Below are 12,614 nucleotides of genomic sequence, written 5' to 3' on the forward strand. Positions count from 1 at the left end.
CGAGAGGCCGAAGCAGCTTACATCATGCCGCCCATGCCACCCATGCCGCCCATGTCCGGCATGCCGCCAGCAGCCGGCTTGTCTTCCGGCAGTTCGGCGATCATGCAGTCGGTGGTCAGCATCAGGCCGGCAACGGAAGCAGCGTGTTGCAGGGCCGAGCGGGTTACCTTGGCCGGATCCAGCACGCCCATTTCCAGCATGTCGCCGTATTCGCCGGTAGCCGCGTTGTAACCGAAGTTACCCTTGCCTTCCAGCACCTTGTTCACCACGACCGACGGCTCGTCGCCAGCATTCTTGACGATCTGACGCAGCGGGGCTTCGATGGCCTTCAGCACGATCTTCACGCCAGCATCCTGATCGACGTTGTCGGTCTTCAGGCTGTCCAGGGTGGAACGGGCACGCAGCAGGGCCACGCCACCACCAGCTACCACGCCTTCTTCCACAGCGGCGCGGGTAGCGTGCAGCGCGTCTTCCACGCGAGCCTTCTTCTCTTTCATTTCCACTTCGGTGGCCGCGCCAACCTTGATCACGGCAACACCGCCGGCCAGCTTGGCCACGCGCTCTTGCAGTTTTTCGCGGTCGTAATCGGAAGAAGCTTCTTCGATCTGGCGACGGATTTCACCAACACGGGCCTGGATGGCATCAGCCTGACCAGCGCCATCGATGATGATGGTGTTTTCCTTGCCCACTTCGATACGCTTGGCTTGGCCCAGCATGTCGAGTGTGGCTTTTTCCAGGGTCAGGCCCAGTTCTTCGGCAATCACGGTACCGCCGGTCAGGATGGCGATATCCTGCAGCATGGCCTTGCGACGGTCGCCAAAGCCCGGAGCCTTGACAGCAACCACCTTCAGGATGCCGCGGATGGTGTTGACCACCAGGGTAGCCAGCGCTTCGCCTTCAACATCTTCGGCGATGATCAGCAGCGGACGACCGGACTTGGCTACTTGCTCCAGTACCGGCAGCAGGTCGCGGATGTTGGAAACCTTCTTGTCGAACAGCAGAACAAACGGATTGTCCAGAGCGGCAATCTGTTTTTCCTGATTGTTGATGAAGTACGGGGACAGGTAGCCGCGGTCGAACTGCATGCCTTCCACCACGTCCAGCTCGTTGTTCAGGCTCTTGCCGTCTTCAACGGTGATCACGCCTTCCTTGCCCACTTTTTCCATGGCGGTGGCGATGATTTCACCGATATCGGCATCGGAGTTGGCGGAAATGGAGCCAACCTGGGCGATTTCCTTGCTGGTGGCACATGGCTTGGCGATCTTGGCGATTTCACCTACCAGGGAAATCACCGCCTTGTCGATGCCACGCTTCAGGTCCATCGGGTTCATGCCGGCGGCAACAAACTTCATGCCTTCCTGCACGATGGCCTGTGCCAGTACGGTGGCAGTGGTGGTACCGTCGCCGGCCACGTCGGAAGTCTTGGAAGCCACTTCCTTCACCATCTGCGCGCCCATGTTTTCGAACTTGTCTTTCAGTTCGATTTCCTTGGCAACGGAAACACCATCCTTGGTGATGGTCGGCGCGCCAAAGGAGCGGTCCAGTACCACGTTGCGGCCTTTCGGGCCCAGGGTCACCTTGACAGCGTCAGCCAGGATGTTGACGCCAACCACCATCTTGGCACGAGCGGAATCACCAAACTTTACGTCTTTTGCAGCCATTCTCAAATCTCCAGAATTCTATAGGGTCGTTTAGAAGTCGGTATGGGTCGGAATTACTCGACGATGCCCATTACATCTTCCTCGCGCATCACGAGGACTTCTTCACCGTCAACCTTGACGGACTGACCGGAGTACTTGCCGAAAATCACTTTGTCACCAACTTTCAGTTCCAGCGGACGGCGCTCGCCATTGTCCAGAACCTTGCCGTTACCGACAGCCAGCACCTCGCCCATGTCGGGCTTTTCAGCAGCTGCACCCGGCAGAACGATACCGGAAGCAGTCTTTTCTTCAGCCTCAAGGCGCTTGATAACAACACGATCGTGCAGCGGACGAATTGCCATTGATCTCTCCTAATACAAGTGGCTGTTGAAAGCAAAAATCATCTGCCAGGATGGCAGTACGGGGCGGGCTTTAGCACTCACCCCTGACGAGTGCTAATAATAGGGACGGGGAAACGATGTTTCAAGAGGGGGGCCGGCAAAAACTTGCCAGCCCTTGCCGGCATTAAGTGAAGGTTCAGCGCGAAGAGTCGTCGCGCCGCAACACCATCCAGCGCGGGGTCTTGAAACGGACAATCATGCGGTACAGCCGCAGATAGGCCAGTACAAACAGCAGCACCAGCAGCATCAGCACCCAGGTGTGATTCCAGAACAGCATGGCCGGCACCACCGAAAAAGAGGCCAGGGCCCACAGATAAGGGGAGGTCATGCTATTGCGCTGGGTCAGATGGTGGGCCTCTTTGGAGCCGACCATCCACAACACCATGCGCTTGTACACCATCTGGTGCAGATGGAGTGCATCCGGGTAGCCCACCGCCCGCCCCTGCAGAAACTTGCGCCGGTAAATGGAAAAAATAGTCTCAAAAACCGGATAAATCACACACAACAGGGGAAACCACGGCGACACCGCCGGATTGCGCGCCACCAACAATACGGATATTTCGGCAATCATGAAGCCGATCAGATAGGCTCCGCCATCTCCGGCAAAAATCAGCCCACGCGGAAAATTCCAGAACAAAAAACCGAAGATGGCTCCGACCATGGCAAAGCACACGCTCATCAATACAATGTCCTGCACTTTAAAGCAGACATAAGCAATGGCCAGGAAGATGAACACCGCCACCATGCCCGACAAGCCGTTATAACCATCGATGATGTTGACCGCATGCGCCACGCCGCCCACTGCCACCATGGTCAGCAGCAGGGACAGCCACCAGTAATGCCCCAACAAGGTATCGATCAGCGGAATATCCAGTCGAGCCAGCCCGGCCCCCAGCAGGAAATAGCCCAGCGCCGCTGCCACAAAGGTGGCGAGCAGGCGCGGCAAAGGGCCGATTTTCTTGGTGAGATCCTCGACAAAGCCCGCAGCAAATGCCGGCAAGGCCGACAACAACAGTAACAAAACCCAAACCGAAGAATTCAGAAATCCAGATAGCGCACACCCGACAATCAGACCAATCATGATGGGCAATCCACCAATTCTGGGCACTGGTGTCGCATGAAATTTCTGCACACCATTGACATCACTATCCGTTGAATAGCGGGAATGCAAATGAGAGTAACGGATCAACAACAGCCCCGAAAAAAGCGAAGCCGACAGCGCGAGCAATAGTATCTGCAACATAGGAAGTCAGGGCCTGAAAGGGCGTAAAAGTGTAATTAACCGTATTCGTAGAGCAGTCACAGGACCGTCCGGTAAGAAGCTGGCCGATTTTGTCTTATAATATCCGCCTTGCAAGCGGATACATTGCAATAATTAACAGCGGGCTACTTTACCATGGCTCTGCCCATAGCAAAAACCACTTACTTATTGGAATTGTTAAATGATATTGGTGACTGGCGGTGCCGGCTTCATTGGAGCCAACTTTGTTCTGGACTGGCTGAATGGCAGTGACGAAGCTGTCATCAACCTGGACAAGCTGACTTACGCCGGCAATCTGCAAACCCTCTCCAGCCTGGAAAACAACCGACGCCACCTGTTTGTCCAGGGCGATATTGGCGACCGGGAACTGGTCAGCCGACTGCTACAGGAGCATCAGGTCCGCGCTGTCATCAATTTCGCAGCAGAAAGCCATGTTGACCGCTCCATCCACGGCCCTGGCGACTTCATTCAGACCAATGTCGTGGGCACTTTCAACCTGCTGGAAGCGGTGCGCGCTTACTGGAATGGTCTGGAAGGCGAAACCAAAGCAGCCTTCCGCTTCCTGCACGTTTCCACCGATGAAGTGTACGGGACCCTTTCCGCCACTGACGCACCATTCAGTGAAAACAACCGCTACGAACCCAACAGTCCGTACTCGGCCAGCAAGGCCGCCTCGGACCACCTGGTACGCGCCTGGCACCATACTTACGGCCTGCCGGTCCTCACTACCAACTGCAGCAACAACTACGGCCCCTATCACTTCCCGGAAAAGCTGATTCCGCTGGTCATCCTGAATGCACTGGCCGGCAAACCCTTGCCCATTTACGGTGATGGCCAGCAAATCCGCGACTGGCTGTATGTCAAAGACCATTGCAGTGCCATCCGCACCGTGCTGGCGCAAGGTCGCCTGGGTGAAACCTATAATGTTGGCGGCTGGAACGAAAAAGCCAATCTGGACGTTGTCCACACCATTTGCAGCATTCTGGACACCTTACGCCCCAAAGCCGATGGTACAGGCTACGCCGAGCAGATCACCTATGTGCAGGACCGCCCCGGCCATGACCGCCGTTATGCGATTGATGCACGCAAGCTGGAACGCGAGCTGGGCTGGAAACCGGCAGAAACCTTTGAAAGCGGCATCCGCAAAACCGTAGAGTGGTATCTGGATAATCAGGACTGGGTCAGCAACGTCACCAGCGGCAATTATCGCCAATGGCTGGAGCAACACTACGGGAACAAGGCATGAGCCGCATCCTGATTACCGGCATCAATGGCCAGCTAGGCTTTGAGCTGCGCCGCTCGCTGGCCATGCTGGGCGAGTGCATCTGCCTGGATCGCCAGCAACTGGATCTTTCCCGCCCAGCTGACATTGCCGCAGTGCTGGATCAAACCCAGCCAGACGTCATCGTCAATCCGGCAGCCTACACCGCCGTGGACAAGGCAGAGAGTGACGCCGAGCTGGCCCATGCCGTGAATGCCGCCGCGCCGGCCGCGATGGCCGACTGGGCCGCGGCAAATAATGCACTGCTGCTGCACTACTCCACCGACTATGTGTTTGATGGTGACAAGGCCACTTCTTATGAAGAGGACGATGCCACCAACCCGCAGTCCATTTATGGCTTGAGCAAATGCCGGGGTGAACAGGCCATTCGTGCCAGTGGTGCAGACCACATCATCCTGCGCACCAGCTGGGTGGTGGGGGCACATGGCGGCAACTTCCTCAAGACCATCATGCGCCTGGCGCGCGAACGCGACAGCCTGAACGTGGTGGCCGACCAGATTGGCGCGCCCACCCCCGCGGCACTGATTGCCGATATCAGCGCCCACATCATCAAACAGTGGCAAACCAGTCAGGACAAAACACTGCTTGGCACCTACCACCTCACCAGCAGCGGCAGCACCAGCTGGCATGGTTATACCGAATTCCTGCTTGCGCTGGCGGAACGTTACGGTGTCGCACTTCAACTGAAGCCGGAAAACCTGCACGCCATTCCCGGCAGCGCCTACCCCACCCCAGCAAAACGCCCCGGCAACTCCAGGCTGAATTGCAGTAAAATCGAGGGCAATTTCGGCCTGATCATGCCAGCATGGCAGAGCGGCGTGGAACAGGTGTTCCAGCAGATCTTCAATTCCTGATGCAGGACGCAAGCAGATGAAACGTAAAGGCATCATCCTGGCGGGGGGCAGCGGCACCCGCCTGTACCCCGCCACACTGGCCGTCAGCAAACAATTGCTGCCCATCTACGACAAGCCGATGATCTACTACCCGCTCAGCACCCTGATGCTGGCCGGGATCCGGGACATCCTGATCATCTCCACCCCGCAGGACACCCCGCGCTTCGAACAGCTGCTAGGCGATGGCAGCCAGTGGGGCATCAGCCTGCAATACGCGGTACAACCCAGCCCGGACGGACTGGCACAGGCCTTCATCATTGGCGAAAACTTCCTGGCCGGCGCGCCTTCGGCACTGGTGCTGGGCGACAATATCTTCCATGGCCATGACTTCCCCAAACTGCTGAAAGCGGCCAACGCCAAACAGCAAGGTGCCAGTGTGTTTGCCTACCACGTACAGGACCCGGAGCGCTATGGCGTGGTGGAATTCGATGCTCAGGGCAAGGCCTTGTCCATCGAGGAAAAACCTGCCACTCCGAAGTCCAACTATGCCGTCACCGGCCTGTACTTCTACGACAATCAGGTCGTCGACATCGCCAAATCCATTCGCCCCTCAGCGCGCGGCGAGCTGGAAATCACCGATGTCAACAATCACTACCTGCAACAAGGCCAGCTGGATGTACAGACCATGGGCCGTGGCTATGCCTGGCTGGATACCGGCACCCACGAATCCATGCTGGAAGCCAGCCAGTTCATTGCCACCGTGGAAAACCGTCAGGGCCTGAAAGTAGCCTGCCTGGAAGAAATTGCCTACGTGCAGCACTGGATTGATGCATCCCGGCTGGAACAGCTGGCGCAACCGCTAAAGAAAAATGCCTACGGGCAATACCTGCTGCAGCTGCTGAAGTAAGAAAGCAAGCCATTCATGAAAATCATCGATACCGCCATTGCGGACGTCAAAATCATTGAACCTGCCGTATTCGGTGACGACCGAGGTTTTTTCTTCGAAAGCTTCAACCAGCAGCACTTTGATCAGGCTATTGGCCGCAAAGTTGAGTTTGTTCAGGACAACCACAGCCGCTCCAGCAAGGGTGTGTTGCGTGGGCTACACTACCAGATGCCACCTTTTGCCCAAGGCAAGCTGGTACGCTGCACGCTGGGCGAAGTGTATGACATTGCTGTGGATATCCGCCGTAGCTCGCCTACATTCGGTCAATGGGTTGGTGTCATGCTGTCTGCTGACAACAAGCGTCAACTGTGGATTCCGGAAGGCTTTGCCCACGGTTTCCTTACCCTAAGCGAACATGCTGAAGTGCAGTACAAGGCTAACGCCTACTGGAACGTCAACGCGGAACGCTCAATCCTCTGGAATGATCCGCAACTGGATATCGCATGGCCACTGAACAACATCGAGCCCATCCTGTCCGCCAAAGATATGGTAGGCGAGCGCTTTGCGAAGGCCGAGCTCTCCAACTGACCCCGAACCAAGACTCCCCATGCATGTAAGCGCCTCTCTGGTTCTGTACAACAATCCGGCTGCACAATTGCAACGGCTGCTGGCCAGCATTAACGCTAGCACTATGCCCATTCATCTGGTAGTACAGGACAACTCGCCCAAAACGACGCTGGCTGCACTTTTTGGTCGACATGACTATCGTCACAGCGGCAGCAACATTGGCTTTGGCGCGGCACACAATCGGGCCATTGCCGGTCTGCACAGCGATGTGCATCTCATCCTGAATCCGGACATCGAATTCAGCGCCGACACGGTAACAAAACTCATTGCTCCGCTGGAGGAAAAGGCTGACATCGTCGCCTGCGCACCGTTGGTGCGCTACCCTGATGGCCGCCTGCAGCGACTGAATAAACTGCTGCCCACACCAGCCAACCTGTTTGCCCGCCGCTTTCTACCCTTTCTGGCCAAGCGACTCGACTACGACTACGAAATGCAATGGTTCGGCTACGACCGTCGCATTGATCTGCCCAACGCGTCCGGCTGCTTCCTGGCTACGCGCACGGCCGCGCTGCAGCAGCTGGGTGGCTTTGACGAGCGCTTCTTCATGTATATGGAAGACACCGACCTTGTACGCCGGCTTGGTCGTCTTGGGCGTGTGGTCTTCATCCCAGAGGCTGTTGTCGTTCACGAATTTGGTAAGGCCTCGTATCGCAATATTAGACTGATGTGGATCCACATACAGTCCGCGGCCCGTTATTTCAACAAATGGGGCTGGATATTCGACAAGGAACGTAGCCTTATCAATCAGCGCGCTCTCGACGCCAAAAGCCTGCCACCCAAGTATGATTGCTGAGCCCCGCCGATCATGAAACCCAGCTTTGATCTGATCGTCATCCTCTTGTTCCGGCTGTGGCAAGCCGGCGCGGGCCTAGTGACCACCCTGCTTGCCGTCCACTTTCTTACGGCGGAAGAACAAGGCTGGTACTACAGCTTCACCAGTATGGCCGCTTTCTACACGCTATTCGAACTGGGCCTTTCCAGCGTACTGATCCAGGTATCCGCACACAGCTTCAGCAACGCCAGCTGGAGCGCGGACTACAGGATAGAAGGCGCCAACGCAGCCTACTGCTCGGCACTGACCGGGCGGGCTTTTCATTGGTACGGCATGATGGCTGCGGCCTTCTGGCTGCTGATGCTGCCAGGAGGCTATCTTTTCTTCAGCTCGCAACACGCGGACCAGACGCTGAACTGGTTGCAACCCTGGGTCGCCATCTGCAGTTTTACTGCACTGAGCCTGCTGTCCATCCCCTTCCTGGCCATTCTGGAAGGCAGCGGGCAAATCACTCGCGTTTATATTGTTCGTCTTTTGCAAATCATGTGCGGCTCAGTGTTGTGCTGGGCCGCCTTCTTCTTGCATGGAGGGTTATGGGCCACCGTCATGGCGCCAGCCATCGCCATGCTGCTTCCTGCTGGCTGGCTGCTGCTGAAACGCAAAAATCTACTGCTCACCGCCGTACAAAATCGCAGCGCCACATTCGCCTGGCGACAAGAAATCTGGCCCCTGCAATTGCGGCTTGCTCTCAACTGGCTATGCGGCTACCTGCTCACCCAGATCAACATCCCCTTGCTGTTTCATATGCAAGGGGCTGTCGTGGCCGGCAAGCTCGGTTTGTCCCTCGCCATTGTCAACACCATTAGTCTGCTCTCACAATCCTGGCTTACGCGGCGGGTCCCAGCCATGGCCTTGGCCGCCGCAAACAAGGACTGGCACTTGCTGGACACGACCTTCCGGCGCAACTTCATGCGTTCGCTGTCAATGTTCATCGGCATGGCCTCTGTCGCGCTGTTGCTGGTCAGTCTGTTTCCCCAAGTACGCTTTGTTCAGCGCCTGCTCGACCTGCCGGACTTCGCGGGCCTGCTCGCCTACACGCTGGCCAACCAGTTCATTGGCGGCCTCACTGTGCAATTGAGAAGCTTCAAGCGGGAGCCGTTTCTGTTGCTCATCGTTTCCACTACCGTTGTGGCAGTAATCGGCACCCTGATTGTTGTGCCGCGCTACTCGGTAAGCGGCATGATCGCAGTGCTCGACAGCATCTATATTTTCATCAACATTCCGGTCGCGCTCCTCCTGTGGAGAAGATACAACCGCGACTGGAGAGTCTGACCGCCGCGCCCTGCAACGCGATCGGCCTTGAATCATATCCAGAAAAGATTGCCCCCCATGTCCCATACCAGCCAATATCTACTGAGCATCGCCATTCCCACTTACAACCGCGCAGACTTTCTTAAAATCAACCTTGATCATCTCGTCAAGGAGATGCGCGGGGTGCACCCGGATCGAGTGGAAATCATCGTGTCAGACAATGGCTCCAGCGATCACACCCCCCAGGTGGTCGAGGCTGCCATCCGGGAGGGGCTGCCTGTACGCTACATCCGCAACCCTCAGGACATAGGCTCAGACGCCAACATTGCCCAATGTTTCAATGAAGCCAAAGGCAAATACGTTCAGATCATGGGGGATGACGATCTTTATCTGGAAGGGAAACTGGCGGACCTGCTCGACATCCTACAAGCCAATGACTACGGCGTAGTATGCATGAAGTCTTATGGTTACGAAAAAGACTACGTACAGGAATTTCCAGGCGGTGGCGGCGAAGTAATCGACTACAGCGATGCCGGAAGTTTTCTGTACAAAATCGGTGCGCTGATCAGCTTTATCTCCGCTTGCATCATCAACAAAGAGGTACAGGCTTCTACTGACGCCAACCAGTTTTGCGGCACCAATCTGGTACAGGTGAACCTGGTGATTCAGGCCATTATCTCCAAGCCCCGCAATGCCTTTGTTGCTCGTTACATGCTTGCCTGCAAACGCAACAACTCTGGCGGGTACGACTTCTCCGAGGTCTTTGTTGAACGCATTTTCCGCATCCTAGACTCGTTCCAGCCCAAAGGCTTGACCGAAGACGCCATCAAGGCCTTCGGCAAAAAAATGCTGATTTCTTACTATCCGTTCAACCTGCTGCGCCAACGACTTTCCCGCGCAGGGGATCTCACAGCCGCCTATCGCCGCTTCCATGACCGGTTTGGCAGCTCGCCGCTTTTCTATATCTGGGTCGCGCCTATCCTCAAGCTGCCCAGACCGCTGGCCATCTTGTGGGCCTGGGTAACGGTATTCCTTGGTCGCGTGCTTACGGGCGATCTGCGACGCGGCATCCACTTCGCCATCAATCGGCTGAAAGGGTAAGACCTTTAGGGTTTGTACAATAAAAAACACCCGCCAAGGCGGGTGTTTTTTATCGTCCGGCGATCAGACAATGGCACGAGCCAACTCCCGGTTGTGCCGGGTTTCCTCATCAGGCAGGAAAGGGAACATATCGTCCAGCGGCTTGGACTCCAGCTTGCCCTCCGCATTACGGAAAGTGGATGCTTTGGGAGAAATCCACTGCTCCGAAGACAGCATCACCTCGCATACCTCGGGCTGATCGGAAGCCAGTACTTTCCCCAACACCTCGTCCAGCGAAGAGTGCTCAGCCACCTTGGAGTAGCCCAAACGATAAGCCGCGGCCAGCGCCTCGAAATCGGGATTGAAAACATTGGACTGCGGATTAGCGCCCACATAGCGAGAATTAAACAAGTTGTCCTGTGTCGCCTTGATTGAGCCGTAACCGTCATTATTGAAGATGAACACCTTAATCGGCAGCTTGTTAGCACCGATAGTGAGCAACTCCTGACTATTCAGCATTACACCGCCGTCACCAGCAATGCACAACACCCGCTGTCCCGTGCCATAGTGCGCGCCAACGGCTGTCGGCAAATCCCAGCCCATCGATCCCCAATTACCGTTCAGTGCGGCGCGTTGACCGGCCTTGATCTTGTAACCTTGATAGAAGCTGACGCAATCAAGACCATTGCCAGTGACGATGATATCGTTCTGAGCCGACAAACGGGACAGGGCTTCCATGAATACGTAAGAGTTGATAAAGCCGCAATCTGCTCGCTGTGCGTCCGTCACCAGAGGATACTTGTCCTCCCAATAACGACACAGTTCCAGCCACTTCGCGTTATGGGCCTCATAGCCAGCCAGCTTTTCTTGCAGTGCTGGCACGAAGCCGCGCAAATCCGCCAGTAATGGCATGTCCGCTTTCAAGGGATGGGCTTGTAGCTGGCCCGGATCAATATCAACAAAAATTTTCTTGGCACCCACTGCAAACTTGGAAGTTTCAAAGCCAGTCTTTGCCACGCAGAAACCCACCCCCAACCCCAAAATCAGGTCCGCGTTCTGCATGATCAGGTTGGCATGCCGTTGCCCGGCCGTGCCAAAAGTGCCAAAGGCGCAGGTGTTGTCCGATTCCAGCAAATCCTTACCGGTGTAGGGCGTCAGCACTGGAATCTGCAGTCGCTCAACGAGCCCTCTCACTGCCTCGTACATACCAGAGAGGCGCACGCCGTTACCCAGGATCAACACGGGTCTTGCCGCACTTTCCAATGACTTCACCACCTCATCCAGCTGAGTCCGCCAAGCGTCATCGCCCGGAGCCTCAGGTTGCCAATGGGGTAGCGTATCCAGATCAACCTCGGCGGACTGCATGTCCAGCGGCAGCTCGATCCACACCGGACCGGGGCGGCCATTCTTGGCGATGTGGTAGGCCTTTTCCAGTTCGTACTGGATCATGGATGGATCACGCAGGGAAACGGCATATTTCGTCACTGGCTTCACCATTTCCAGTACGTTGCCTTCTTGCGGTCCCACTTGCCTTACCTTGTCATAGTCCGCCACCAGATTGGAACGTACCTGGCCAGATACCACCAGCATCGGTACGGAGTCATACCAGGCGCCCACGACCCCGGACAAGGCATTGACCGCGCCGGGCCCGAAAGTAGCGAAACAAACACCGAAGCCGGACATGCGGGCATAACCATCGGCGGCAATGGCACAAGCTTGTTCGTGATAGTTGCACACGTAATCCACTTTTTCGCTTTTCCCCAGCGCATCCAGCAGATACATGATGCCCCCGCCCGACAGCAGGAATACATGTCGGGTACCGATTTTCTCCAGAAAGCGGATCACTACATCAGATACATTCATGATGAACTCTTCAAATGATTTGGCTTTACAAGCCGGTCAGGCGCGCAGTACGCAACCGCCATCCGCGACATCGGCGTCCACTACCGCATTCGCGGCGATGAGCACATTGCTGCCGACACGGACCCCCGGCAACAGCACGGCGCCGGCCCCGATAAACGTGCGCTCACCCACCTGCACGCCGCCGCACATCGTGACAGATGGCGCGATGAAACAGTGTTGGCCGATAACGCAATCATGATCGATTCTGGCCCCGGTATTGACGACCACGCCGGCGCCGATCACCGCCGAGGCCTGCACGACAGCCCCCGCCATGATTTGCGATCCTTCATGCGCCTGCGCATGAACCGAAACGATGGCGCTGGCATGCCGCACATTGATAAAGTGGTATCCCTTGTCGCGCCAGATTGCGAACAGTTTGGCGTTGACTCGGCTCTTGGGTGTGGCGCCAACGCCGTTTGCCAACCAGACGGAGTCCGGCGCAAAGGATTGCAATACATCGTCGCCGCCAATCACCTCAATGCCCAGCACTTTGTCGCCGGGTTGCGCGACGGGATCGACAACGCCGGACGGCGTCAGGCCCTGACTTTGCAAAGCGTCGATAATTACCTTTGCGTGACCGCCCGCGCCCAGTACATAAATGGGTTTACTCATGATTCGC

Annotated in this window: 12 protein-coding genes; 7 read left to right on the plus strand and 5 right to left on the minus strand. The window is 56.4% G+C overall.

All coding sequences use genetic code 11. From position 1 onward, the window contains the following. Positions 1-17: 17 nt before the first annotated feature. From groL to JHD64_RS05180, 3 genes are all read right to left on the minus strand, one after another. The gene (gene groL, locus JHD64_RS05170; RefSeq protein WP_059284738.1) at positions 18-1,661 is read right to left on the minus strand and encodes a chaperonin GroEL; all 1,644 of its coding nucleotides are present in this window, start codon (positions 1,659-1,661) and stop codon (positions 18-20) included. Positions 1,662-1,714: 53 nt separating this feature from the next. Continuing rightward, entirely contained in the window at positions 1,715-2,002 is a 288-nt protein-coding gene (gene groES / locus JHD64_RS05175; RefSeq protein WP_045846653.1) for a co-chaperone GroES, read from the minus strand. Between the two features lie 175 nt (positions 2,003-2,177). Further along, the gene (locus JHD64_RS05180; protein ID WP_233170345.1) at positions 2,178-3,062 is read right to left on the minus strand and encodes a glycosyltransferase; all 885 of its coding nucleotides are present in this window, start codon (positions 3,060-3,062) and stop codon (positions 2,178-2,180) included. 421 nt (positions 3,063-3,483) lie between these two features. On the opposite strand from JHD64_RS05180, the gene rfbB reads away from it, so the two are divergent. The 7 genes from rfbB to JHD64_RS05215 are packed head-to-tail and all read left to right on the plus strand — an operon-like array spanning position 3,484 to position 10,114. After that, positions 3,484-4,548: a dTDP-glucose 4,6-dehydratase gene (gene rfbB, locus JHD64_RS05185; RefSeq protein WP_199052489.1), complete on the plus strand. Its 1,065-nt coding sequence runs from the start codon at positions 3,484-3,486 to the stop codon at positions 4,546-4,548. Continuing rightward, complete coding sequence (gene rfbD / locus JHD64_RS05190) at positions 4,545-5,438, plus strand: dTDP-4-dehydrorhamnose reductase (protein ID WP_199052490.1); 894 nt, start codon at positions 4,545-4,547, stop codon at positions 5,436-5,438. Before rfbB ends, rfbD begins: the two co-directional genes overlap by 4 nt. Before the next feature lie 16 nt (positions 5,439-5,454). After that, the gene (gene rfbA, locus JHD64_RS05195) at positions 5,455-6,324 is read left to right on the plus strand and encodes a glucose-1-phosphate thymidylyltransferase RfbA (protein ID WP_059284742.1); all 870 of its coding nucleotides are present in this window, start codon (positions 5,455-5,457) and stop codon (positions 6,322-6,324) included. Between the two features lie 15 nt (positions 6,325-6,339). Further along, positions 6,340-6,891: a dTDP-4-dehydrorhamnose 3,5-epimerase gene (gene rfbC, locus JHD64_RS05200; protein ID WP_059284743.1), complete on the plus strand. Its 552-nt coding sequence runs from the start codon at positions 6,340-6,342 to the stop codon at positions 6,889-6,891. A gap of 19 nt (positions 6,892-6,910) precedes the next feature. Beyond that, positions 6,911-7,723 (plus strand): glycosyltransferase family 2 protein, encoded by an 813-nt coding sequence (locus tag JHD64_RS05205; protein WP_199052491.1) that lies wholly within the window; start codon positions 6,911-6,913, stop codon positions 7,721-7,723. Between the two features lie 12 nt (positions 7,724-7,735). After that, the gene (locus tag JHD64_RS05210) at positions 7,736-9,034 is read left to right on the plus strand and encodes a hypothetical protein (protein ID WP_199052492.1); all 1,299 of its coding nucleotides are present in this window, start codon (positions 7,736-7,738) and stop codon (positions 9,032-9,034) included. 57 nt (positions 9,035-9,091) lie between these two features. Further along, on the plus strand, positions 9,092-10,114 hold the full coding sequence (locus JHD64_RS05215) for a glycosyltransferase family 2 protein (protein WP_059284746.1): 1,023 nt from the start codon (positions 9,092-9,094) through the stop codon (positions 10,112-10,114). 63 nt (positions 10,115-10,177) lie between these two features. On the opposite strand, the gene JHD64_RS05220 is transcribed toward JHD64_RS05215, so the two are convergent. After that, a complete protein-coding gene (locus JHD64_RS05220) occupies positions 10,178-11,956 on the minus strand; it encodes a thiamine pyrophosphate-binding protein (protein WP_059284747.1) in 1,779 nt (592 codons plus the stop codon). 36 nt (positions 11,957-11,992) lie between these two features. Continuing rightward, on the minus strand, positions 11,993-12,607 hold the full coding sequence (locus JHD64_RS05225) for an acetyltransferase (protein ID WP_199052493.1): 615 nt from the start codon (positions 12,605-12,607) through the stop codon (positions 11,993-11,995). Between the last annotated feature and the right edge of the window lie 7 nt (positions 12,608-12,614).

This window comes from Aquitalea sp. ASV15, assembly GCF_016429115.1.
Taxonomy (GTDB): domain Bacteria; phylum Pseudomonadota; class Gammaproteobacteria; order Burkholderiales; family Chromobacteriaceae; genus Aquitalea; species Aquitalea magnusonii.